The sequence below is a fragment of the Bacteroides sp. D20 genome, assembly GCF_003436255.1.
Taxonomy (GTDB): Bacteria; Bacteroidota; Bacteroidia; order Bacteroidales; family Bacteroidaceae; genus Bacteroides; species Bacteroides uniformis.
On the sequence record NZ_QSOO01000006.1, the window covers coordinates 25,219 to 49,860 of the forward strand.

Consider the following 24,642-nt stretch of genomic DNA (forward strand, 5'->3'; position numbering starts at 1 on the left):
GATTCTCAAGACGGCAATATGCAGCATTCGAGCCACTGCGTTGAGATGGCATTGTTGCTGCATATTGTCTACATCTTCACTGCAAACGTTTTGCAGTATTTGCTTGGTATATAATCTATCGTATAATGGCAATCGGTTATGGAAATCTTATGGTCGGCTTTGAGGCAGTGAAAGGTATGACGTTCTTGAATATGGGATAAAAAACTTCAGAATAGGATAAAAGCCCCCTTTGCTTTTCTATCTTCTTGCTCTATATATATGAATAGTACCTAAATATTTATTGTACTTTTATATTCCTTATAATCTGTCGTTTATGTTATACAGTAGTAGTAATGATGTACCCCTCCGGTGAACTGTGGTACTCTTGTGGTAGCTTGTTTTTTGACATATATCAACTTCTCCGGTATGTTTGCAAAAGAATTTTAAATCAATACAAAATGAAGAAAAATCTACTAATTACATGTGTGATGTTATTGTTTGCCATTACTTCGATGGCACAGAACAAAATTACGATTTCGGGTGTCGTTACGGACAAGACAGGCGAAACTGTTATCGGTGCTTCTGTTCGTGTAAAAGGGCAGGAGAGTAAAGGTAGTATTACTGATATAAATGGTAAATATCAGATTGTTGATGTGGCATCTAATGCTACCTTGATTTTTAGTTATATAGGTATGCGTGAGCAGGAGATTGCCGTAAATGGGCGTTCAACTATCAATGTGAAGATGGAAGAGGACAGCCAGCTCATTGATGAGGTGGTTGTAGTTGGTTATGGTAGTGCCAAGAAACGCGACTTGACCGGTTCTATCGTTACTGTGAAAGCGGACGAGATTGCCTCTAAGCCTTCTACCAATCCACTGGCATCCATACAGGGTAAGGTTGCCGGTGTACAGGTGGTGAATACGGGTCGTGCAGGACAAGACCCTGAAATCCGTGTTCGCGGTACGAACTCCATTAACGGTTTCAAACCCCTTTATGTGGTAGATGGACTGTTCACGGACAATATCAATTATCTGAACACTGCGGATATTGAATCTATGGAAATCTTGAAAGACCCTTCTTCTTTGGCTATTTTCGGTGTGCGTGGTGCCAATGGTGTAATCATCATTACTACTAAAAGGGCAAAAATAGGGAAGACGATGGTCAACATCAACTCTTCAGTGGGTTGGAAGGTTATTTATGACCGTGTAGGTGTGACGAATGCCGAAGAGTTTAAGATGCTGTACAACGAGCAGTTGATATCTCAAGGAAGCGACCCTTATGATTATACTCAATGGACTGGTAATACTGATTGGCAGAATGAGATATTCCAGACAGGTTTTCTGACCAATAACAATGTGAGCATTACGGGTGCAACGGATAAGAGTAAGTTTTATTTGGGTTTGGGTTACGTCATGGAAGAAGGTTCCATTAAAACGGAAAAGCTCAATAAGTTTACCGTAAACTTGAACAGTGAATATAGCGTAACCGATTTCCTGCGTTTTGGTTTCCAGCTTAATGGAGTTCGTGCCAAGTATCCTGATGCAAAGGGTGTGGATGGTGCTTTGAAGGCTGCTCCTATTGCTCCTACTCATGACCTTGAATCGGGACTGATACATACGCTGCCCGACTTCCAGCGTGCACAAGTGTGGAATCCTCTTATTGAAACAGAGCTGCGCGGTGCTCACAACAAGTCTGAAAACTATCGCGTGGCAGGTAATGTGTTCGGAGAGATAGATATTCTGAAGAACCTTACGTTCAAAGCAACTTTCTCTATGGACTATGCTTCCAGTCAGGGACGTTCATATTCTCCGCTGATTTATGTTTATAATCCCGATGTGGAGGGGGGGAAAGAACGGTTGACTGAAAGAGAAAGTGTGAACCAAAGCAAGTCTACCTCTCTTGCTGCACAGTCTGACTATGTGTTGACTTATCTCGGACAGTTTGGCAATCATGGATTGACATTGACTGCCGGTCTTACAACCAATTACAATGAGTCTTCCAGTTTGAGTGGTGGACGCAGCCAGCTTGCGGGCTACGGCATTTTGGTGGGCGACGACCCGGACAGATGGTGGCTCTCTACCATCGACGATGTATCTACGGCAACTAATGGCGGTTCTCAGAGTGACAGATTTACCATGTCTTATTTGTTCAGAGCATTGTATAACTACAAGAATCGTTATTTACTTAATGCTTCTTTCCGTAGGGACGGTTCATCTGTTTTCTATAAGACAGGTAATACTTGGGACAACTTTTACTCTTTCGGTGCCGGTTGGGTAATGACCGAAGAGAAGTTTATGCAGAACCAGAATGTAATTAACTTCTTGAAGTTGAAAGGCTCTTGGGGTGTGTTGGGTAGCCAGAATACTGGTTCCAGTTATCCGGCATATGCCACCATTGTTAGTTCGGGTTCAGCTGTGTTCGGTGACAATATCATTGCGGGTAAAGGCCCCAACAAACTGATTTCACCTACTTTGGGATGGGAACGTAATTATTCATGGGAAGTAGGTTTTGACATGCATATGTTCAATGATCGTTTGCAGCTTTCTCCGGTTTATTATAACAAAACAACAAAAGATATGTTGACTTCCATTCCGGGTATTGCAGGTACTGTTCCCGGATTACAGAATGTGGGTGAGATTCGCAATCGCGGTTTTGAACTTAGTGCTTCTTGGAACGACAAGATTGGGGAAGATTGGAGATATGGATTAGGTGCTAATTTGAGCACTATTGATAACAAGGTGCTTTCACTGGTAAACAAAGACTATAATATTATCAGTGGTCCCTCACGTGTTTCCGAAGGTTATCCGATTGGCTATTTCTATGGTTACAAGGTTGAGGGTGTATATCAGAACGAAGACGACATCCGTTTCTCTCCGATTAACTCGGTTGGCTCGGTAACACCGGGTGACTTGAAATTTGCTGATGTTGACGGTAATGGCAAAATTACTGATAATGACCGTACAATGATAGGTAATCCAACTCCTGATTTTACTTACGGTTTTAATGTTAATTTGGGATGGAAGAATCTGGACCTGACTGTTGACATGATGGGTGTTTATGGAAATGAAATTTACCGTAATTGGGGAAGCAGTAGCTATGCACAACTGAATTATCGCACAGAGCAATTGAATCGTTGGCATGGAGAGGGCACTTCCAATTGGGAGCCCTTGCTCGACCCTTCACACAAAATAAATCAGGAGGCTTCCACGTATTTCATCGAAGATGGCAGTTTCTTCAGAATCCGTAATATCGAATTGGGGTATAACTTTGACAAACGACTGTTGAATCGTATCAAGGTACAGTCACTGCGTCTTTATACCAATGTGCAGAATCCCAAGACCTGGAGCCGTAATGGAGGATATACTCCGGAAGTGGGCGGAAGTGCTATTTCGTTTGGTATTGATGGTGGAGGCTATCCTATGCCTACAGTTTATACGATTGGTTTTAATTTGACTTTCTAAAATTATATAGAGACAGACTATGAAGAAGATATTTTATTATATAGCATTTTTAGCAGTAAGCTTTGCACTAACTTCGTGTGAGGATATGTTTGATAGAAAACCGCTTGGACAACAGACAGAGGATGATTTGACTGGTGGTACTTATGAAACACAGGTTTTTAATATGTATGCCAAGTTGCGCGGTTTTCATTTGACAAGCGGCAATACTGCATTGGCAATCCACGGTATGCGTTCTGAGGACGCAGAGAAAGGAAGTACATTGTCCGATGGAGCTGCTACCGGCAAGATGTTCGATGACTTTGAATATTTGGCAAGTAATGGGATGATTAAGAGTTATTGGAATGATAACTATTCATTGATACATAAGGTAAATGATTTGCTTGATGAGATGAGCCAAAATCCGTCATTGACAGAAGGTGACCTCGTCAATAAGGGGGAAGCTTTGTTTGTACGTGCTTTCTGTTATTTCAACCTTGTACGCGCTTTTGGTGAAGTGCCTTTGATTGACTTTAAAGTTTATGATGCAGCTGAGGCAAATGTTCCAAAGTCTTCTGTGGCAAAGATATATGAATTAATAGATTCTGACCTTACGGAAGCCGAAAACAGTCTGCCCAGAACGTGGGAGCAACTTTATGTAGGTCGTCTCACTTGGGGAGCTGCTCGTTCTCTTCATGCACGCACATACATGATGCGTAATGACTGGGGGAATATGAAGGCTGCCGCTGAAGAAGTGATTAACTCCGGTTTATATAATCTGAAAACACCTTATGAAGACATATTCCGAGAAAAAGGTGAAAACTGTAGTGAATCTGTTTTTGAATTGCAATGTACGGCAACAGAATCACAACCAGGTTCTAATGACATAGGAAGCCAGTTTGCTTCCGTTCAGGGTGTACGTGGCGCAGGCGAGTGGAATCTCGGTTGGGGGCAACACACCGCTACTCAAGAATTGGCAGATGCTTTTGAAGAGGGAGATCCGAGAAAAGACGAAACTTTGCTTTATTTTATACGCAACGGCAAGGACGATCCAGAGTCCATACCTGCTAACAAGCCTTATGGTGAGAAACCTATTTCGAATGCTGATGTTATAGCTAAATACTTTAACAAGAAGGCATATACGGACCCGGCGATGCGTTTGAAATTCACAAAGGGAGGATATTGGGTAAATATTCGTCTGATACGTTATGCTGATGTGGTATTAATGGCTTCCGAAGCTGCTTGTGAATTGGGTGATTTATCTTCTGCCCGTAACTATTTGGAGATGGTGCGCGCTCGTGCTCGTGGCAATAATATCGGAATTCTACCGGAAGTGACGACCAACAACCAGAATGAACTGCGTGAGGCCATTCGTCATGAAAGACGTGTTGAGTTAGGTATGGAGTTCGACCGTTTCTACGACTTGGTTCGTTGGGGTATTGCTAAAGAGGTACTTCATGCGGCAGGCAAGACCGGTTATCAAGACAGACATGCTTTGTTGCCCATTCCGCAAGACGAAATTGACAAGTCGAATGGTGTATTGGTTCAAAATCCCAATTATTAATCTATAAATGTACTAACTACTTATGAAAAAATATATAGTATCTGTGGCTTCTTGCCTGTTTGCATTGTGTATGCAGTCTTGTTTTCAGGATATGGATCATCCTGCTTTCGACTACCCTGAGAGTACAGGTGAAGTACCTACTACCCCTTTGAAGATGTATCTTCCTTTTGATGAAGAGGACATTCGGGATAAAGGTGAATGGGGATTTTTGGTAGCAGATAACGGTAATGCCAAGTTTGCGGAAGACGGAATCGCTGGCATGGCCTATCAAGGTGCTGAGAATGCTTACATTTTGGCCAAGACTCCTTCTATATTGGAAAATAACATGCCCACTATCGGTGATTTGACTGTAGCTTTCTGGATGAGAACCACTAAGAATACTTCTGCGCAAGGTTTGTTCTCTATCCCTAACTCTATTAAATTCTGGGGCAACTTCGACATCTTCTTGGAGAATAATAATAGCGAGACTCAGGCATTTTTCAAGGTTCATATCTTCAATCAGACAGCAAAAGAGAATGATGAAAGATGGGTTGAGGCAAAAATAGATGATATTTTTGGTAGCGAATGGGTGCATCTGGCTTTTGTGTATGATGGTAATACTTCTACCATTACTGTTTATCGTAATGGTGAGGGTGTCTTTACCAAAGAATTGCCTGATTGTGGGAAATTGAAGTTTAATAATGTAGGCGCTTCTTTGGCTGTCGGTGCATTTCAGTTCAGCACTACTCCGAGTCTTACTTCGGGTGCAGGAGCACAAACCTGGGCAAAGAACTTTCCCGGTCAGCTTGATCAGTTCCGCCTATATGACAAGGTGTTGACGGCAACCGAAATCCAGAGTATTTACTCTGGAAAAGAATGAAGCTACACTTTAATCTGATGATAGGATGAAAGTATTATATTTCATAGTATGTCTTTTGTTGGTTGCGTGCAGTGGTGATAATCAACCTGAAGTGAATCAGCCTTTCGAGTTGAAGAATATCATTGTGGGTGACCAACAAAACCAACAGACATTTGAGAATGTTGCTCCCAATGTAGCCATTGTTTTGGAGTTCTCGGATGCTGTAGATGAGGCTTCAGCCCGTAACAATATTGCTTTGAAACATGAGGAGCTTCCTGTAAGCTGCGATTATGAGTTCCTGCAAGAGAAAAAAGTATCGGTGACTCCTAAGGGAGGCTTTAAAGTCTTGTCATCGTATAAATTGATTGTCAATCCGGGGGTGAAATCCACTTCCGGGACACTGCTTTCCAATGGCAAGGTTTGTATGATTAAGACTGGAATGGATGATACAGACAAGTTTGAGCGTATCCCTGATGAGGACTTGTTGACATTGGTACAGAAGCAGACCTTTAAGTACTTCTGGGACTTTGGGCATGAATATTCCGGAATGGCGCGCGAACGTACTACTTCGGGCGATGTCGTTACTACCGGTGGTACCGGCTTTGGCGTGATGGCCATGCTGGTAGCTGCTGAACGGGGCTTTATTACCCGTCAGCAAGCTGTTGAACGAGTGCAGAAGATAGTTACTTTTCTTGATAAGGAATGTACGGCTTATCATGGTGCTTATGCACATTGGATAAATGGCGCAACGGGAGCAACCAAACCTTTCAGTGAGAAAGACAACGGTGCCGATTTGGTTGAGACATCCTTGTTATTTCAAGGTTTGCTTGCCGCTCGAGCCTATTTCAAGGAAAATACGGAAGTAGAAAGCAGGTTGCGTGCCGACATAACCCGTCTTTGGGAAGCTATTGACTGGACTTGGTTCCGGAAAAATGGTGAAGATGTACTATATTGGCATTGGAGTCCCGATTACGGTTTTGAGAAGAACCTGGCAATAAGAGGATGGAATGAGTGTCTGATTACTTATATACTTGCTGCTTCGTCTCCAACACATGCTATCGATAAAGTTGTATATGAAGCGGGCTGGGCTAAAAATGGAGGAATCAGGAATGGAAAATCTTATTATGGCATCACTCTTCCTTTAGGTTCGGATAAAGGGGGACCGCTGTTCTTATCTCAATATTCTTTTCTAGGCATTAACCCACAAGGACTGGAAGACCAATATGCCGATTACTGGATGCAAAATCGCAATCATACGTTGATTAATTACAATTATTGTAAGGAAAATCCTAAAGGATATACGGGTTATAGCGCTTCTTGTTGGGGGTTGACGGCAAGTGACGGCGATACGGGATATTCAGCTCATTCACCTACTAATGATAAAGGGGTCATTGCTCCAACAGCTGCTTTGTCTGCATTTCCTTATACTCCGGAGGAGTCAATGGAAGCGCTGCATTTCTTCTATTATAAGATGGGAGACAAACTTTGGAAAGATTATGGTTTTATAGATGCCTTTAATTTGACGGCAGATTGGTACGATACTCAGTACATAGCCATTGACCAAGGGCCGATAATCTGTATGATAGAGAATTATAGAACAGGTCTCCTTTGGAATTTATTTATGTCTATACCGGAAATCCAACAAGGACTGAAGAAGCTTGGCTTTCAGAGTCCGTGCTTAAACTAAAAGAATGATTATGATGAGAATATTAATATATTTGATACTTTTGCTATACCCTTTTAATTTGATTTCGGGACAGAAAAAGCAGAAGCGGCTTTCTGACGACGAACTTATGACCCTCGTTCAGAAGCAAACTTTCCGTTACTTTTGGGATTTTGCCCATCCTGAATCCGGATTGGCGCATGAACGGAGTAACGGTGGTGCCGAGACAGCTACCATTGGTGGGTCGGGATTCGGAGTGATGGCTATCATTGTCGGCATAGAACGCGGGTTTATCACCCGTGAACAAGGTGCTGAACGTATACTGAAGATTGTTCGTTTCTTGAGCGACAAGAATACCGACAGTTATCACGGCATGTGGGCACATTGGATGAACGGTAAAACCGGTAAGACCATTCCTTTCAGCCGTAAGGATGATGGAGCCGATATTGTAGAATCCGCTTTCATGTTCGAAGGTTTGTTGGCTGCCCATCAGTATTTTATAAAGGATAATCCGACGGAAAACCGTATCCGGGGAATGATTAATAATCTGTGGCGCCAAGCAGAGTGGAATTTTTTCACTCAGGGGCAAGATGTGATGTATTGGCATTGGTCACCCTATAACGGGTGGGCGATGAACCATCAGATTAAAGGTCATAACGAGTGCCACATTATTTATATTTTAGGTGCGTCTTCTCCTACTTATCCGATTGCCGAGAGTGTTTATCATAAAGGCTGGGTCAATGCGAATACTTTTCTGAATGGTCGGGAGTATTATGGCATCAGGCTTCCTCTCGGAAACGATAACGGTAAGGGCGGTCCTTTGTTCTTTACTCATTACTCTTACATGGGGCTTGATCCGCATGGCTTGAAGGACCGCTATGCTGACTACGAGGAACAAATGAAGGCCCATACCTTGATTAACCGTGCCTATTGTATCGACAATCCGAAGGGATATAAGGGTTACGGTGAGAAATGCTGGGGATTGACAGCCAGTGACGGTGATAAAGGCTATTCGGCCCATAGCCCCGGAAATGATCGCGGCGTGATTACGCCTACTGCGGCCCTTTCATCCATCCCTTATACACCGGAATATTCTTTGGAGGCCATGCGCTATTTCTATGAAGAACTGGGTGACCGTCTTTGGGGTGAATATGGGTTCAAAGATGCATTTAATCTGACTGAGGATTGGTTTGCGCCTTCGTATCTTGCCATTGACCAGGGACCGATTATTGTGATGATAGAGAACTATCGCACCGGTTTAATTTGGAAGCTTTTCATGAGTCATCCCGATGTACAGAAGGGATTGAAGAGATTAGGCTTTACGTCTCCTTATTTGAATAAGGCTGATTAGGTTTGGCAGGATTTGATTTTGGTAAATTTTATATAGATTAAAAAGGATTATAACCATGAAAAACGTGCTTTTCAATAGTGTATTGGTTGCTTTCGTATTGCTTGTCGCCTCGTGCGGCAAGCAACCGGAAGCTAAGGTGGAGGTGATGTCGTTTAATATTCGTCTGGATCATGTAGCGGACAGTATGAATAACTGGAAATACCGTAAGGATAATGCAGCACAGATGATTGCTTATTATGCTCCGGACATTGTGGGCATGCAGGAGGTGGTAAAGAATCAACTCAATGACTTGAAGGAGCGTCTTCCTCAATATACTGCCCTTGGCGTAGGTCGTGCAGATGGAAAAGAGAAAGGCGAATATTGCTCCCTTTTTTATAAGACAGAGCGTTTTGAGCTTTTAAAGAACGGAGATTTCGGACTGAGTGAGACTCCCGATTCCATCGGAAAGAAAGGCTGGGATGCGGCATGCGAGCGTATCGTGACTTGGGCTGTGTTGAAAGACAAGGTGAGTGGCAGGAAAGTAGCTGCTTTCAACACCCACTTTGACCATGTAGGTGAGGTGGCACGTCGAGAAAGCGCTAAGTTAATACTCGAGAAGATAAAGCAAATAGCGGGAGAGCTTCCGGTAATTATCACTGGAGACTTTAATGGAACGGTAGACTCCGAGCCGGTCACTATATTGACGGAAGGTGGAATGAGGAACGCTTGTTCCACGGCAAAGGTCGTTTACGGACCGACATGGAGCTTTCATGACTTCGGACGTATTCCGGTGGAGAAGCGCAGGCTGATAGATTTTATATTCGTAAATGCTTCTGTAGAGGTGGAGCGTTACCGCACAGTTGGCGATAAGCCGGACAATGGCTATCTTTCCGACCATGCTCCCGTATTGGTTACTTTGAAACTGTAAAGAGGCACTCGTCTAATTCTATTCTGCATTATTTACAAATCATAAGGGCTCAAGAAACACTTGTATACTGAACCTGATTCAGTCGTATAGTGAATGCCATTCAGTCGTATACTGAATAGGGTTCAGTCGTATACTGAATGCACTGTATTCTAACTGTACTGATAATCAGTAAATTATAAAACGGTGTTACGCCTTTGATAAATTACAACAAATAATGAATACATGAAAAATAAACTATCCTGGGGAATTGCCTTGTTGCCCTTTGTTCCTTCGGTTTGGATGCAAGGACAAGAACAGAAACAAGGAATAGGAAACAGGCGTCCTAACATTATTTTTATCATGAGTGATGACCATGCCCGACAAGCAATGAGTATATATGGACATCCCATAGGTAAAATAGCTCCTACTCCCCATATTGACCGTATTGGGCATGAAGGGGCGGTATTTCAGAATAATTACTGTTGCAATTCCATTTCCGGTCCCAGTCGTGCAGCCATACTGACTGGTAAGCATAGTCATAAGAATGGTTTTATGAGGAATGGAAATAAAGGATTTGACGGTTCGCAGCAGACACTGCCGAAGATATTGCAAGCAAACGGTTATGAAACAGCCATTATCGGCAAGTGGCATCTTGTTTCAAAGCCTACCGGGTTTGACCATTGGATGATTTTGAATGATCAGGGAGATTATTATAATCCGTATTTTATTACCGAGGGAGATACCACTCGGCATAAAGGATATGTAACTGACCTCATCACTCAATATTGTGAAGACTGGATGAGTGGGCGCGAGGATAAGAATAAACCTTTTTTCCTGATGATGCATCACAAAGCCATTCACCGTAATTGGGTGCCTGCCGAACGGCATTATCATTTGTACGAACACACGCAGTTCCCTTTACCCGACAATTATTATGATGCATACGAAGGACGTTATGCGGCACAAATGCAGAAGATGAATATATACCGTGATATGTACGAAGGTCACGACTTGAAGATGGTTGCGGGTATGAATAGCGACAGTCTGCTATTCGACCCGTGGCCTCATGCTTTTCTTGGTACGATGGAGCCGGATGAGCGCCGCCGTTTTATGGATGCCTATCGTGAACGGAACAATGAATTTTATTCGAAACAGCGTACTTTCAAAGAGGTGGCAGAATGGAAATATCAGCGTTATTTGCAGGATTATATGGCTTGTGTGGCAAGCGTGGACGAGAGTGTAGGAGAAATATTGGATTATTTGAAGCGTACCGGATTGGATAAAAATACGATTGTCGTTTATACTACAGACCAGGGGTTCTATCTGGGCGAGCACGGTTGGTTTGATAAACGTTTTATGTACGAGGAGTCTTTCGGTATGCCGATGGTAATGAGCTGGCCGGGACATATTAAGCCTGGAACGCAGGTAACAGGATTAACTCAAAATATTGATTTCGCTCCCACTTTTCTCGATATGTGTGGAATTGAGATTCCTGAAGACATGCAGGGAGTGTCATTTCGTCGGTTGGTAGAGGGAGAAAATACTCCACGAAACTGGAGGAAGTCACTTTACTATCACTATTATGAATTCCCCGGTTTTCATAGTGTCCGTGCACATTACGGTGTCAAGATGGAGCGCTATAAATTGATGCATTTTTATGTGGATGACAAGTGGGAACTTTATGATTTGAAGGAGGACCCGGCAGAAATGCATAATTTGTATGGTGAAAAAGGGATGGAGAAGGTTGCTGCAGAATTGAAAGCGGAACTTGCCCGCCTGCAGGAAGAATATGATGTTCCTGAATCTCTGTGTAAATAATGGTGCATATTTCGTGATGTATAAATGAATATTTAGAAATATAAATGTGGATAATATGATGAAAAGATTAAGTGGTCTGGTGCTGCTGTTGTGTTTGGCGAATTTCCTTTCTGCACAGGACATGCGTATGGATACTTATTGTAATCCTTTAAATATCGATTACACGTACATGATTTATAATTCGGATAAGAATATCTCCTACCGTTCTGGTGCCGATCCTGCCGTGGTGGAGTTTCGGGGTGAATATTATATGTTTGTTACCCGTTCACACGGTTATTGGCGTTCCAGGGATTTGCTGAACTGGGAGTTTGTACGTCCGGGCAGGAACTGGTATCCGCAAGGGTGTAATGCTCCGGCGGCACATAATTACAAAGATTCGGTACTTTATGTGACCGGTGATCCTTCCGGTTCCATGAGTATCCTTTATACGGATAATCCGGCTTCAGGAAACTGGGAAGCTGTTCCGGCAATTTTGCATAATCTGCAAGATCCCGATTTGTTTATTGACGATGACGGTAAAGCGTATATGTTCTGGGGTTCTTCCAATGTGTATCCTATCAGGGGAATGGAACTGGACAAGAACCGGCGTTTCATCAAGAAGGGAGAAACGAAAGAACTCTTCAATTTGGATATGCCTAAACATGGCTGGGAACGTTTCGGTGAAAACCATACGGATACTGTATTGGGCGGATATATTGAGGGGCCTTGGCTGACGAAGCATAATGGGAAATACTATATGCAATACGGTGCTCCGGGAACGGAATTCAATGTCTATGCCGATGGTGTTTATGTGGCCGATTATCCGATGGGGCCTTATACTTACCAAAAGCATAATCCGGTGTCCTACAAGCCGGGTGGTTATATGAACGGTGCCGGACATGGAAGTACCGTGCTTGGTCCTGGGGGGCAGTATTGGCATTTTGCTTCGATGTCACTCTCTATCAATGTGAATTGGGAACGTCGCCTTTGTATGTTTCCGGCAGGGTTTGATAAAGATGGCATTATGTATGTAGATACCCGTTTCGGAGACTATCCCCGTTATGCACCTGCCGTACCGGGCAAGGCTGGACAGTTCCGTGGCTGGATGTTGCTCTCGTATGGCAAGCCGGTGACGGCTTTTACTACAAAAGACGAATTTAAGGCAGATGCCCTAACGGATGAACTGACTAAAACTTTTTGGCTTGCCGAGGCTAATGACGAACGGCAGTGGGTGATGATTGATTTAGAGAAACCTGCTGATGTGTATGCTGTTCAGATAAACTATCACGATTATCAAAGTAATATGTACGGTCGCTACGAAGGACTCCATCACCGTTATCTCATCGAAGGTTCTCTTGATGGTGAGAATTGGGATATATTGGTGGACCGTAAGGAAAGTTATAGGGATACTCCGAATGATTATGTTGAACTGGCATTACCCAAGTCTGCCCGTTATATCCGTTATAAAAATATAGATATACCGACACCGAATCTGGCTATATCTGAACTTCGCGTCTTTGGATTGGGTACGGGGAAGGCACCGCAACAACCCAAAAAGTTGGTACTTGACCGCCAAGCAGACCGTCGTGACATCTCCATCCGTTGGGAGGCTGTGAAAGGTGCACAAGGTTACAACATACTTTGGGGCATTGCACCGGACAAACTTTACAGCTCTTGGATGGTCTATGATAAGACTGATTTATTGATGAAAACCCTTACTGCTGATCAGGATTATTATTTTTGTGTGGAGGCTTTCAATGAAAATGGTGTATCTTTACGTTCGGAAGTTAAACATGTAAAATAAATAATAAGATGAAACGTATAATCGGCATCCTTTGTGGATTATTCTTTTTCTTGTTTTCGTTTGCACAAGAAACCTTTCAAAAGGAAACTTATATCTCTTCCCGTGGAGATACATTGTTGTATCGTTTGTTGCGTCCAGAGGTGATGAAACCTGATGAAAAGTATCCTTTGGTGCTTTTCCTGCATGGTGCCGGAGAGCGTGGCAATGATAATGAGAAACAATTGGTTCATGGTGGGCAGATGTGGCTTAATCCTGTAAACCGCGAAAAGTATCCGGCGTTTATTTTGGCTCCGCAGTGTCCTGAAACCGGATATTGGGCATATACGGAGCGCCCTTCATCTTTTGCTCCGGCAGATATGCCGTTGGAAGTGCCTGTTTCTCCTATTTTCCGTACGTTGAAAGAGTTGTTGGATTTCTATCTGGCCATGCCGCAGATAGACAAAGACCGTATCTATGTTATGGGACTTTCTATGGGAGGAATGGGTACATTTGACATGGCTGTCCGCTATCCGGAGATTTTTGCGGCAGCAATACCTATTTGTGGAACAGTGAATCCGGCACGGTTGAAGGCTGGCAAATCGGTCAAGTTCCGTATTTTTCATGGAGATGCGGATAATGTAGTAACTCCTGAAGGATCGCGTGCAGCATATCGGGCCTTGAAAGCTATTGGTGCCGATGTGGAATATATTGAATTTCCTGGTTGTAATCATGGTAGTTGGAATCCGGCTTTCAACTATCCTGATTTTATGGAGTGGCTGTTTAATCAGAAGAAAAAATGATGAGAATATTGTCTGTTATCGGAGCGCTCTTTTTAGGGGGCGCTTTTTTAACTTCTTGCACCACTTCCGGTCGGGTAAGTACTTTTGTGGTATTGCCGGATACGCAGACTTATCTGGAGCAATGTCCGGAGGTCTTCGATTCGCAAGTGGACTGGTTGGTTGCCAACCGTAAGAAAATAGATGCCGTGTTCCAAGTGGGAGATTTGACACAAGATAATTCTCCGGTGGAATGGGCGTATATGCAGAAAGCTTTTTATCGTATCAGCCAAGCGGGAATACCTTATTCTGTCGTGTGGGGAAATCATGATATTGGCAGTAAGCCCGGCAAGTTTTCGGACGTGCATAACACTGCAATGGCCAACAAGTATTTTCCTCTTTCCGATTATATGCAGAAGAACTATTGGGGAGGCAGTGCGGATGGAAAGACATTGGATAACTATTACATAAATTTCAGGTCGGGCGATACCGATTGGATGGTCTTGAATCTGGAATTCGGACCTTCTGATGAGGCTCTGCAATGGGCCGATTCCATAGTGGGTATTCATCCGGATAAGCTTGTCATATTGAATACACACGCCTATTTGTATTGTGACAGTACGTTGCATGACGGGAAAGACTGGTGGCGTCCTCAAGGATATGGCATCGGCAAAGAGCTCGGGCGCACAGTGAACGATGGCGCTGGAATCTGGAAGAAATTGCTTCTCAGACATCGCAATGTGATAGCTGTCTTTTGTGGGCATGTCTTGAAAAGCGGAGTTGGCACGCTGGTCTCTATAGGGAAAGAGGGGAATAAAGTGTATCAGATGCTGGCAAACTATCAGCGTGGTGTGGAAGGCAGTAGATTGGGAGGTGAGGGCTACTTACGCATTGTAACTTTTAACCGGAAGACAAGGGAGATAGATGTGAAGACCTATTCGACTTGGAATAAAGCCTATCACCCCTCCGAACATCATAACTTTAAGTTCAGAGAGGTGGACTTTGATAAATATCTACGCTGAAATTTTTCAGAAAATAGATTCCTGTGTCTGTGTGGTCAGCAGTTCCAAAGCCTTGATGCCCATAACGGAATTCCCTTTCTGGTTCAGTCTTGGGCTCCATACTGCGACTGAATAACGCAGTGGATAAACTGCAGCTATGCCGCCTCCTACACCACTTTTTCCAGGAAGGCCTACTAGATAAGAGAACTCTCCGGCTTCGTCATAAAAACCACATGTTTGCATGATGGCATTGATCCTTTTTACCTGAGAGGAGGTCAGAGTGATGTTTTCGAACGCAAAGGCTTGTTTATGGTTGGCGAAAGGTAAAAATGCCTTAGACAAATCATAACAGCTCATCTCTATGGAGCATTGCAGGAAATAGAAGCGGAGTACGCGTTCTATGTCATTGTTTATGTTATGATGATATTTCAACAGATTGGTAATTGCCGCATTCAGGTAGCCGTTTTCGCGTTCGGATAGGGCTACTTCTTCATTATAATCAATCTGGTTGTTTCTGCTGAGTGAACGGACAAAACGGATATATTCCTCTTTTGGATGCTTTAAATGGCTCAATAGAATGTCGGTCATCACAATGGCGCCGGCATTGATAAATGGATTTCGGGGAATACCTTTTTCTACCTCTAGTTGCACTAGCGAGTTGAAAGCAGTGCCCGAGGGTTCTTTACCCACTCTTTTCCATAGATTGTCTCCTTCAAGGCTTAGGCACATGGCAAGGGAAAATACTTTCGAAATACTTTGTATGGAGAAGCCGGTAGTAGCTTCTCCATGCATGAAGGTTTCGCCTTGTATGGTGTGAATGCACATTCCGAACTGGTCCGGATTGATTTTGGCGAGTGCCGGAATGTAATCAGCTTGCTTGCCAATAGTGGCATAAGGCTCTATTTCCTGATGAATACCTTTCAGTATTTTCTGATAATCCATATTATAGTTCTTTTATTTCTCTATATAGTCGCCATTGTCCCTAATGAGTTCTATCAGCTTTTCCACCGCCTCTTCTTCGGGAATGTTCTTTTCGATGCACTCCTTCTTCTTGTAGAGGCTGATTTTGCCTCGTCCGGCGCCTACATAGCCATAATCAGCATCGGCCATTTCTCCGGGACCGTTGACAATGCATCCCATGATTCCTATCTTGAGTCCTTTCAGATGGCCGGTGGCTGCCTTGATACGGGCAATGGTACTTTCCAGGTCGTAGAGGGTGCGTCCGCAGCCGGGACAAGAGATGTATTCGGTCTTGCTGGTACGTACACGTCCGGCTTGCAGGATACCGAAAGCAGTGGCATCCACTACTTTGCCGCTTATGGTTTCTCCCTGGTTGAAGAGAAGGATACCGTCACACAGACCGTCGAAGATGAGTGCTCCCATATCTGCAGCCGCTTTGATTTGCAGATTTTCCAGTTCGCTCTCTGCGTAGTGTTCAAAGAAGACTACCGGGTTCTTCAGGCCTTCCTTCATCATCTGGTGTGCCAGGGCGCGTTGCTCTCCCAACCGGTTGGGATGATTGCTTTGCGAAATCAATACGACTTCCGGATGATACTTCAGGCAGGCGATGGCTTCGTCATTCAGCCCCATATACGTGATGAAGAGGAATTTCAAGGAAGCGCCGCAGCTGCTTAGGAAAGGAAGCTGGTCTCCTTTAAAGGCAGGCCAGGCATTGTCCGGTTCCGTTCTGCCGTTACTGTGCTCCATCCAGACATCGGCATCGATGATGCATTGCATGCCTTCCGGAAGTTGTTCCGGGATGGAACGTCCCGTATAGATATAGTCCGGCATGAATTGCGGATTGAAGTCCATGTCCCCGTCTAAGCGTGCGGCAATGACCACGGGCAGATTGTCTCCGCCGATATTGTGTACGGCGGCAGTCTCGCGGCGGGTGGGAGAGAGATAATTGAATTCCGGCACATCTGCTCCGGGGATATAAGGATGGTCGTGGCGCTGCACGATATAGTCCACCAATTTGCGGGCTACGGGGATTTCCGCCTCCGGAGCTTCGCTCAGGGAAACCCGGATGGTGTCACCCAAGCCGTCTGCCAGCAGGGCGCCGATGCCCAAGGCCGATTTGATGCGTCCGTCTTCTCCGTCTCCGGCTTCCGTTACACCGAGATGCAGCGGGAATCGCATACCTTCCTGCTCCATGACGGCTGCCAGCAAGCGTACTGTCTTTACCATGACCACTGTATTGGATGCCTTGATGGAAATGACCACATCCGTGAAATTCTCTTGCACGCAGATGCGCAGAAACTCCATACAAGATTCCACCATGCCTTCCGGTGTATCGCCATAGCGCGACATGATGCGGTCGGACAATGAACCGTGGTTCACGCCGATGCGGATGGCAGTATGGTTCTCCTTGCAGATATTAAGGAAGGGGACAAAGCGGTCGTGTATCTTCTGCAACTCCTGGGCATATTCCTCATCGGTATACTCCAGATGCTTGAAAGTACGTGCTGCATCCACATAGTTTCCCGGATTGATGCGTACTTTTTCTACATACTGTGCCGCCACGTCCGCTACCTTCGGATTGAAGTGAATGTCGGCCACAAGCGGCACCATATATCCGTCCTGACGTAGGCCTATGTTGATATTCATCAGGTTTTCAGCCTCTTTGATGCCTTGGGTCGTGAGGCGTACATACTCTCCTCCGGCATCGACAATACGTTTGGCTTGCGCTACACTGGCTTCTGTGTCCTGCGTAGCGGTGTTCGTCATACTTTGTATGCGGATAGGATTGGAGCCGCCCATAGGGGTGGCTCCGATGTTTACTTCTGACGTTTCCCGTCGGGAATAGTTAAATAGATCCACGATGATATTTACAGTTAAAGGATTAAAAGATTTACGATTGGATGATTTACGATGTACGATTGAAATTACTTCTTGGTATCTTCAATCGTACATCGTAAATCATCCAATCGTAAATCAATTGGTTTTGTATTCGTACTTCACATCCTTCAAGTCCTCATTTGCCTTGACTATTTTCTTTTTCAGCCCTTCTTTGTAGGTGGCAAATGTTTCGGCCAATGAGGAATCGCCCAATGCCAGCATTTGTACGGCAAGGATGGCAGCGTTCATGGCACCATTAATGGCAACGGTGGCTACCGGTATGCCCGGAGGCATCTGGATGATGGAGTAAAGGGCGTCTACGCCATCGAGTACGGACCCTTTTACGGGAACCCCGATTACCGGCAGTGTGGTATTGGCAGCAATGACGCCGGGCAGGGCGGCAGCCATACCGGCAGCGGCAATAATCACTTTAATGCCGCGTTGGCGGGCATTCTTGGCAAATTCCTCCACTGCTTCCGGTGTGCGGTGAGCAGAGAGAGCGTTCATTTCGAACGGTACATGCAGGTCATTGAGCAATTGTGCGGCCTTCTCCATAACGGGGAGGTCGGAAGTGCTGCCCATGATGATGCTAACGATTGGAGACATGAATCTTTAAATTATTAAAAGGTTAATTTTATAAGGGTTAGGGATTAACGATTAGGGGTTAGGGACTGCGCTATCATTCCGTCCGGTGCTAATCGCTAACCCCTAATCCTTTCATTTCATTCGTTTATCAGCGCTTTGTAGGCTTCGGCATCCAGCAGGCTGTCGAAGTCGGCATCAGCGGCGGGTTTGATTTTGATGAGCCAGCCTTCGCCGTATGGGTCCTGGTTTACCAGTTCCGGCTGGTCGGCAAGGGCTTCGTTTTGCTCCAGAATCTCACCGGTTACGGGCAGGAAGAGGTCTGATATGGTTTTTACTACTTCGATGGTACCGAACACTTCGTCGGCAGCCAATGTTTCACCTTCGGTCGGGATGTCGACAAACACAATGTCACCCAGTTGCTCTTGTGCATAATCGGTAATACCTACATAGGCTACATCACCTTCCAGGCGAATCCATTCGTGTTCTTTGGTGTACTTTACATTAGTCGGGAAATTCATGATCATTAGTTTTTAAGGGTTGATACTATGTAAATTAAAAGTTGAAAATTAAAAATTAAACAAGGCTCTTAAAAGAGGAAGATTCGGAACAGTATGTTGCTCAGCGGGTGGAGTACCAGCAACGAGCAGATAAGCCCTACGGCAAAGCCTCCCATAACTTCGCCCAGTGTGTGGTGTCGCAGGATGATGCGGGCGGTGCCCAGCACGCCAGCCACCAGTATAAAGAGGCATAGCCACCATACGGGATTGTAGCTGAACAAGGCGCTGAAAGCTACCAGTCCACCAATTACGGCTCCGGCGCCTGCCATGTGTTCGCTCAGTTTCCATTTTAAGTTGACAATGACGCAGATTATCATCACTACCAGGGCGGAGAGTATGATACCGGTCATATACCACGGGATATTGAGCCGGTGCATCATGAGCAGGCAGAATACATAGGAAGTGATGGTCAGAATAAAGGGAATGTATCTCCTTTTTCGTTCCACCAGTTCTTCCGGACTGAAACCGTTGATTTTGCGGAAGATGAAGATAGTCAGTGTAGGCATCAGGATGGTGAAGCAATACACCACGCCCAATACTATCAACTTGTACTGCAACGGCATGATGCGCAGGTACGAGAATATAAACAGAACCAGAAATGCCAGGAAAGGGATGGAGAACGGTGTGAATACCGCCGAAATCACTTTCGCTGTTCTGATTAAAGTTTTATCTGCTATAATATGCTCTTCCACAACCTAATTTTATTTACGATTTGACTATTTACAATTTACTATTTGAATGCACTAATCTTTAAACCTTAATCCCTAATCGCTCATCCTTTTCTCTCATCTTCTCAGTCTTGCCACGGGGATATTCATCTGTTGGCGATACTTTGCCACCGTGCGGCGGGCTATGGGATAGCCTTTCTCCTTCAGCAGCTCGGTCAGTTCGTCATCGGTCAGAGGCTTTTTCTTGTCCTCGTTGTCAATGCACTCTTTGAGTATCTTGCGTATTTCGCGTACAGACATCTCTTCGCCGTCTTCGGTTGTGTAGCCGTCGTTGAAGAAGAATTTCAGCGGGTAGATGCCGTAGTTGGTCTGTACATACTTGCTGTTGCTCACACGGGAGATGGTCGAGATGTCCAACCCGGTGCGTTCGGCAACATCTTTCAGAATCATGGGGCGGAGCAATGACTCGTCTCCTTCGAGGAAGAAAGGACGTTGCAGGTCTATGATGGCCTGCATGGTAGTCATCAGCGTATTCTGGCGTTGCTTCACGGCATCGATGAAACCTTGTGCGGCATCCATTTTTTGTTTGAGGAACATCATGGCTTCGCGGGATTCCTTAGACTGGTTGGCCCGGTTCTTGGTGTGTTCTTCCACCATCTCGGTGAAGTCGCGGCTCATGCGCAGTTCCGGCACGTTGCGGTTGTTCAGTGTCACGTTGATGGTACCGTCGTCATAAGTGTCTACCAGGAAGTCGGGCACAATCTGCTGCATGTTCTTGCCGATGGCTTCGCCGAGCGAGGCACCGGGACGGGGATTCAGCTTGCAGATTTCCTTAACGGCTTGTTGCAGGGTATCTTCGCTGATACCTAATTTCTGCATAATCTTGTCCCAATGCTTGCGGGTGAACTCTTCGTAGCACTGGGTAAGAATATCTTCTTCTATATAGTATTGTGGAGGCGAGGGCATGGGCCGTTGCGCTTCCTTACGTCGAATCTGGATGAGCAGGCACTCTTGTAGGGTGCGGGCGCCCAGACCGGCGGGGTCGAAGTCTTGTATAATCTTCAATACTTCTTCCAGCTCTTCGGGAGAAGCGTCGATACCGGCGTAGATGGCGAGTTCGTCGCTGATACTGTCCAGCGATTTGCGCAGCAGGCCATCGTCGTCCAGCGAGCCGATGAGATATTCGGCCAGTTCGCGCTGGTGCGGAGTCAAGTCCTGCTCGCCGAGCTGCTGGCGCAAGGTTTCATAGAAGGAGGTGGCGTCGGAGAAAGGAATTTCTTCTGCCTGCTCCCCTTTGCTGCGGTTGTTCTCCTGCAGCTTGTAGTCGGGGATATCGTCTTCGTTCAGATAATCGCTTAAAGAATCATAGCTAGTGTCTCCACCATCTTCTGAGCCGGTTTCCGCATCGGGTGTGTCGGGGTATTCATCGCCGGGAGTATCCTCCTTGCCCTCTTCCAGTGCCGGATTTTCCAGAAGTTCGGCACGTACGCGGTCCTCTAGTTCCACGGCGGGAAGTTCCAGCAGCTTTACCACCAGAATTTGTTGCGGCGACAGCGTTTGTATCTGCTGTTGCGCTTGGGTCTGTACTTGTCGGGAGCCTTGTGCCATATTTTTATAAATTATTCAATGCACTCATTGTGCATCTTCTTTCAGATATTTACCGCAAAAATAGTGAATAGTTCGATAACACGAAACCTCTCTGATGATATTTAACAAGAAAAGAGAAAACAAACTTTTGCCAATAGCTTGGCAAACTTTTGCCATGCCTATGGCAAGACTTTGCCAACGCGGTGGCAAAACTTTGCCAAAGGCTTGAAAAACGTTGGCAAAATAGTCTTCTGATTATGAACTATATAGATTAATCTCCTTTTTGTATTATCTTCTTTCAAAGATTATGGCTATCTTTGTCCTATAACTACTAAAACAAGGAATGTTATGTTTGCTAAAGAAACGTATGTGCAGCGCAGGGCCCAGCTGAAAAAAACGATAGGCTCCGGAGTGTTACTGTTTTTGGGTAACGATGAACAAGGTTTGAACTATGAGGACAATACTTTCCGTTACCGCCAGGATTCCACTTTTCTCTACTATTTTGGCTTGTCGTTTGCCGGGCTGTCAGCTCTCATCGACATAGATGAAGATAAAGAAATCATTTTTGGCGATGAGCTGACCATCGACCATATTGTCTGGATGGGTACCCAGCCCACCCTTCACGAAAAGGCTTCTGCTGTGGGAATTTCCGAAACCCGTCCTTTTGCCGACATCGTCGGTTATCTGCACAAGGCTGTACAGAAGGGACAGACCATCCATTATTTGCCCCCTTATCGTGCCGAGCATAAGTTGAAACTGATGGACTGGCTGGGTGTTCCTCCGGCACGTCAGGAAGGGTCTGTACCGTTTATCCGTGCGGTGGTGGCACAGCGCAACTACAAGTCGACAGAAGAAATAGCGGAAATAGAAAAGGCATGCGACGTGACTGCTGACATGCACATCACCGCAATGAAGGTGCTTCGTCCGGGCATGTACGAATACGAGGTTGTGGCCGAAATGAACCGTATCGCCGAGATGAACAACTGCGAGCTGTCTTTTGCCACGATTGCTACTGTCAACGGCCAGACCCTGCATAACCACTATCACGGCAACCGGGTGCAACCGGGAGACCTCTTCTTGATTGATGCCGGCGCCGAGCTGCCTTCGGGTTACTGTGGTGACATGTCGTCTACCGTGCCGGCGGACAAGACTTTTACTCCACGCCAGCGTGCCGTTTACGAAATCCAGAACGCCATGCATCTGGAGTCTGTTAAAGCGCTTCGCCCGGGCATTCCCTATATGAAGGTGTACGAGCTTTCCGCCCAAGTGATGGTGGAGGGGCTGAAAGAGCTGGGATTGATGAAGGGCAATGCCGAAGATGCCGTGCGCGAAGGGGCGCATGCCTTGTTTTATCCCCATGGACTGGGCCATATGATGGGGTTGGATGTGCACGATATGGAGAACCTGGGTGAGCTCTGGGTAGGCTATGACGGTCAGCCCAAGAGTACGCAGTTCGGCCGCAAGAGCCAGCGTCTTGCCATCCCTCTGGAACCGGGCTTTGTGCATACGGTTGAGCCGGGCATCTACTTCATCCCCGAGCTGATTGACTTATGGAAAGGAGAGAAGAAGTTCATGGACTTCATCAACTACGATAAGGTGGAAGAATACCGCAATTTCGGCGGCATCCGTAATGAGGAGGATTATCTGATTACCGAAACGGGAGCACGTCGCTTGGGCAAGAAAATTCCACTGACACCGGAAGAGGTGGAAGCGTTGCGTTGACAACCACATCCTTAATATACACAGAGAGCCGTTTGTCCCGATAATGCCGGTGGCAAGCGGCTCTCAAATTTAGGGGTCATACAGATTGTATTATGTATGGTTTATGCGTGCAGTTCCAGTACGAACCGTGCTCCCTTGTTGTAGCTGCTGTCTAGTGTCAAGCTGCCGTTCATCTTGGTGGCAATCAGTGAGCAGATGGGGAGTCCCAGGCCGTCGCCTTGCGTCAGGTCTTTCACTTCGGTGAAAGGCTTGAAGATGTTTTCGCGTTGCTCCTCGGGGATACCGCAACCGGTGTCGCTGATGATGAACTGGTGGGTGTGCGCACCACGTTTCTTGAAGTCCAGCCATATTTTTCCTCCAGCAGGGGTGTACTCGGCGGCGTTTTCCAACAAATGCAGCAAGACGCGTTCCAGTTGCTCAGGGTTGATTTTCACATTCAATTTGGGGGCATTCACGGTCAGGGTGACATCTTCTTGTGTCATTCCTTTGATTTTGTCCATGATGCCTTCACAGAAAGTGGAGATATTCTTCTCCTGCACTTCGTAGGGTTCGGACAAGGTGGTTTCCAATTCGGACAGTTCCTGGATATGGTTGGAGAATGCATGCAGGGCTTTTACGCCCGGCAGTGAGGCGTCGAGCGTGTCCAGTGTCGGTTCCATTTGGGCGGAAATGTTCTGGATAAATTTGGTTTTCAGCTCATTGTGCTCATTAGCAATGCTGATGGCCTTCTTCTGTTTACGGGTGAGGATGATGAAACGCAGCAATACGATGGCGCCGAATACCAGTGCGGCGGCAAGGATGGCGGCGAGTATGCAAAGCCCGATGATGATGTACTGCTTGGCGCTTAGGGAATCATCTTTCTCCTGGATAGTGGCCAGGCTTTCATCATATTTCTTCTTCAGGGCGTTCAGTTCCTCTTGGGCGGTAAGCGCCTTTACGGAGTCGGTCCATAGGATGTACTTGTCGTAGGTGCGTGCCACCAGTCCGGCATTGTTTGCTTTGCGGGCAATGCTGATAAGAGTCTTGTAGCATTCGTCTACTTTGGCGTAGTTCTTCTGTTCCTTATATTGCCCTATCAGGCGGTTGGTAGCCGCATCACCTTGTGTGTTCATGCCGAAGGTGTAGTAATAGTTGGCCTGCGTATAAAGCAGGTCGTTGCTCAGAGAGTCGTTGTGAGAGGCTTTGGCGGTCTCTTCCAGTTTGGTCAGCTGTTCCTTGGCACGTGCGGGATTTTTCAGGTTGATGTACATCTGCAGGCGTTCCTTGTTGATGCGGAAACGTAGGTTGGGCATGGCCTTGCCCGTTTTCTGTTCGCCGGTTGCCACCACTTGCTCGGCACCGCGCAGCAGTTCAAAAGCTTCTTTATAGTAATTCTCCCGATGGTAGAGGGCGCTGGCATTGACGCCGCATTCCACTGCCTGGGCATACTTGTCTTGCGTGGCAAAGGCATTGTAGGCTTGCAGGAATAGATAGCGGGCTTTGATATATTCTTTTTTCGTAAGATTTTCTTGTGCTTGTTTCATCAATTCGTCTGCACGGTTTTGCGCATGGAGTTGAGTAAAGATGCAGAAAGTCGCTAAGAGAAGTATCGAAATAATTTTTTTCATGTG

At 45.7% G+C, this 24,642-nt stretch carries 18 protein-coding genes; 11 read left to right on the forward strand and 7 right to left on the reverse strand.

Annotated features, from left to right (window positions below; genetic code table 11):
- The first annotated feature begins 437 nt into the window (after positions 1 to 437).
- From DXD78_RS07925 to DXD78_RS07970, 10 genes are all read left to right on the forward strand, one after another.
- A complete protein-coding gene (locus DXD78_RS07925; RefSeq protein ID WP_009037665.1) occupies positions 438 to 3,440 on the forward strand; it encodes a TonB-dependent receptor in 3,003 nt (1,000 codons plus the stop codon).
- Positions 3,441 to 3,459: 19 nt separating this feature from the next.
- Entirely contained in the window at positions 3,460 to 4,980 is a 1,521-nt protein-coding gene (locus DXD78_RS07930) for a RagB/SusD family nutrient uptake outer membrane protein (protein ID WP_009037666.1), read from the forward strand.
- Positions 4,981 to 5,002: 22 nt separating this feature from the next.
- Positions 5,003 to 5,839, forward strand: a complete 837-nt coding sequence (locus DXD78_RS07935; protein WP_005834473.1) for a LamG domain-containing protein — start codon at positions 5,003 to 5,005, stop codon at positions 5,837 to 5,839.
- A gap of 25 nt (positions 5,840 to 5,864) precedes the next feature.
- On the forward strand, positions 5,865 to 7,505 hold the full coding sequence (locus DXD78_RS07940) for a glucoamylase family protein (protein ID WP_016272419.1): 1,641 nt from the start codon (positions 5,865 to 5,867) through the stop codon (positions 7,503 to 7,505).
- 10 nt (positions 7,506 to 7,515) lie between these two features.
- On the forward strand, positions 7,516 to 8,832 hold the full coding sequence (locus DXD78_RS07945) for a glucoamylase family protein (protein ID WP_009037668.1): 1,317 nt from the start codon (positions 7,516 to 7,518) through the stop codon (positions 8,830 to 8,832).
- A 55-nt stretch (positions 8,833 to 8,887) separates the two neighbouring features.
- Positions 8,888 to 9,739, forward strand: coding sequence for an endonuclease/exonuclease/phosphatase family protein (locus DXD78_RS07950; protein ID WP_005834481.1), 852 nt, complete (start codon positions 8,888 to 8,890; stop codon positions 9,737 to 9,739).
- Between the two features lie 222 nt (positions 9,740 to 9,961).
- Positions 9,962 to 11,536, forward strand: a complete 1,575-nt coding sequence (locus tag DXD78_RS07955; RefSeq protein WP_005834483.1) for a sulfatase — start codon at positions 9,962 to 9,964, stop codon at positions 11,534 to 11,536.
- A gap of 58 nt (positions 11,537 to 11,594) precedes the next feature.
- Positions 11,595 to 13,319, forward strand: a complete 1,725-nt coding sequence (locus DXD78_RS07960; RefSeq protein ID WP_117652683.1) for a family 43 glycosylhydrolase — start codon at positions 11,595 to 11,597, stop codon at positions 13,317 to 13,319.
- Between the two features lie 8 nt (positions 13,320 to 13,327).
- On the forward strand, positions 13,328 to 14,098 hold the full coding sequence (locus DXD78_RS07965) for a prolyl oligopeptidase family serine peptidase (protein ID WP_005834487.1): 771 nt from the start codon (positions 13,328 to 13,330) through the stop codon (positions 14,096 to 14,098).
- On the forward strand, positions 14,095 to 15,096 hold the full coding sequence (locus DXD78_RS07970) for a metallophosphoesterase (protein WP_117652675.1): 1,002 nt from the start codon (positions 14,095 to 14,097) through the stop codon (positions 15,094 to 15,096). The genes DXD78_RS07965 and DXD78_RS07970 overlap by 4 nt, the downstream gene beginning before the upstream one ends.
- A gap of 6 nt (positions 15,097 to 15,102) precedes the next feature.
- On the opposite strand, the gene DXD78_RS07975 is transcribed toward DXD78_RS07970, so the two are convergent.
- From DXD78_RS07975 to rpoN, 6 genes are all read right to left on the reverse strand, one after another.
- Positions 15,103 to 16,017 carry a glutaminase gene (locus DXD78_RS07975; protein ID WP_005834492.1) on the reverse strand — a complete coding sequence of 305 codons (915 nt, stop codon included), beginning with the start codon at positions 16,015 to 16,017 and terminating at the stop codon, positions 15,103 to 15,105.
- Positions 16,018 to 16,029: 12 nt separating this feature from the next.
- Positions 16,030 to 17,895 carry a 4-hydroxy-3-methylbut-2-en-1-yl diphosphate synthase gene (locus DXD78_RS07980; RefSeq protein ID WP_117652676.1) on the reverse strand — a complete coding sequence of 622 codons (1,866 nt, stop codon included), beginning with the start codon at positions 17,893 to 17,895 and terminating at the stop codon, positions 16,030 to 16,032.
- Between the two features lie 114 nt (positions 17,896 to 18,009).
- A complete protein-coding gene (purE, locus tag DXD78_RS07985; RefSeq protein WP_009037672.1) occupies positions 18,010 to 18,519 on the reverse strand; it encodes a 5-(carboxyamino)imidazole ribonucleotide mutase in 510 nt (169 codons plus the stop codon).
- Positions 18,520 to 18,635: 116 nt separating this feature from the next.
- On the reverse strand, positions 18,636 to 19,016 hold the full coding sequence (gcvH, locus tag DXD78_RS07990; RefSeq protein ID WP_005834498.1) for a glycine cleavage system protein GcvH: 381 nt from the start codon (positions 19,014 to 19,016) through the stop codon (positions 18,636 to 18,638).
- A gap of 68 nt (positions 19,017 to 19,084) precedes the next feature.
- A complete protein-coding gene (locus tag DXD78_RS07995) occupies positions 19,085 to 19,747 on the reverse strand; it encodes a membrane protein (protein ID WP_005830565.1) in 663 nt (220 codons plus the stop codon).
- Between the two features lie 93 nt (positions 19,748 to 19,840).
- Positions 19,841 to 21,331 carry an RNA polymerase factor sigma-54 gene (gene rpoN / locus DXD78_RS08000; protein ID WP_005830563.1) on the reverse strand — a complete coding sequence of 497 codons (1,491 nt, stop codon included), beginning with the start codon at positions 21,329 to 21,331 and terminating at the stop codon, positions 19,841 to 19,843.
- A 327-nt stretch (positions 21,332 to 21,658) separates the two neighbouring features.
- Between rpoN and DXD78_RS08005 the strand changes: the two genes are divergently transcribed.
- Positions 21,659 to 23,032: an aminopeptidase P family protein gene (locus DXD78_RS08005; protein ID WP_117652677.1), complete on the forward strand. Its 1,374-nt coding sequence runs from the start codon at positions 21,659 to 21,661 to the stop codon at positions 23,030 to 23,032.
- Between the two features lie 101 nt (positions 23,033 to 23,133).
- On the opposite strand, the gene DXD78_RS08010 is transcribed toward DXD78_RS08005, so the two are convergent.
- On the reverse strand, positions 23,134 to 24,639 hold the full coding sequence (locus DXD78_RS08010) for a HAMP domain-containing sensor histidine kinase (RefSeq protein WP_005830555.1): 1,506 nt from the start codon (positions 24,637 to 24,639) through the stop codon (positions 23,134 to 23,136).
- Between the last annotated feature and the right edge of the window lie 3 nt (positions 24,640 to 24,642).

Coding starts and splice junctions, on each gene's coding strand:
- DXD78_RS07925 (WP_009037665.1), top strand. CDS start 438: ATGAAGAAAAATCTACTAATTACATGTGTGATGTTATTGTTTGCCATT.
- DXD78_RS07930 (WP_009037666.1), top strand. CDS start 3,460: ATGAAGAAGATATTTTATTATATAGCATTTTTAGCAGTAAGCTTTGCA.
- DXD78_RS07935 (WP_005834473.1), top strand. CDS start 5,003: ATGAAAAAATATATAGTATCTGTGGCTTCTTGCCTGTTTGCATTGTGT.
- DXD78_RS07940 (WP_016272419.1), top strand. CDS start 5,865: ATGAAAGTATTATATTTCATAGTATGTCTTTTGTTGGTTGCGTGCAGT.
- DXD78_RS07945 (WP_009037668.1), top strand. CDS start 7,516: ATGATGAGAATATTAATATATTTGATACTTTTGCTATACCCTTTTAAT.
- DXD78_RS07950 (WP_005834481.1), top strand. CDS start 8,888: ATGAAAAACGTGCTTTTCAATAGTGTATTGGTTGCTTTCGTATTGCTT.
- DXD78_RS07955 (WP_005834483.1), top strand. CDS start 9,962: ATGAAAAATAAACTATCCTGGGGAATTGCCTTGTTGCCCTTTGTTCCT.
- DXD78_RS07960 (WP_117652683.1), top strand. CDS start 11,595: ATGAAAAGATTAAGTGGTCTGGTGCTGCTGTTGTGTTTGGCGAATTTC.
- DXD78_RS07965 (WP_005834487.1), top strand. CDS start 13,328: ATGAAACGTATAATCGGCATCCTTTGTGGATTATTCTTTTTCTTGTTT.
- DXD78_RS07970 (WP_117652675.1), top strand. CDS start 14,095: ATGATGAGAATATTGTCTGTTATCGGAGCGCTCTTTTTAGGGGGCGCT.
- DXD78_RS07975 (WP_005834492.1), bottom strand. CDS start 16,017: ATGGATTATCAGAAAATACTGAAAGGTATTCATCAGGAAATAGAGCCT.
- purE (WP_009037672.1), bottom strand. CDS start 18,519: ATGTCTCCAATCGTTAGCATCATCATGGGCAGCACTTCCGACCTCCCC.
- gcvH (WP_005834498.1), bottom strand. CDS start 19,016: ATGAATTTCCCGACTAATGTAAAGTACACCAAAGAACACGAATGGATT.
- rpoN (WP_005830563.1), bottom strand. CDS start 21,331: ATGGCACAAGGCTCCCGACAAGTACAGACCCAAGCGCAACAGCAGATA.
- DXD78_RS08005 (WP_117652677.1), top strand. CDS start 21,659: ATGTTTGCTAAAGAAACGTATGTGCAGCGCAGGGCCCAGCTGAAAAAA.
- DXD78_RS08010 (WP_005830555.1), bottom strand. CDS start 24,639: ATGAAAAAAATTATTTCGATACTTCTCTTAGCGACTTTCTGCATCTTT.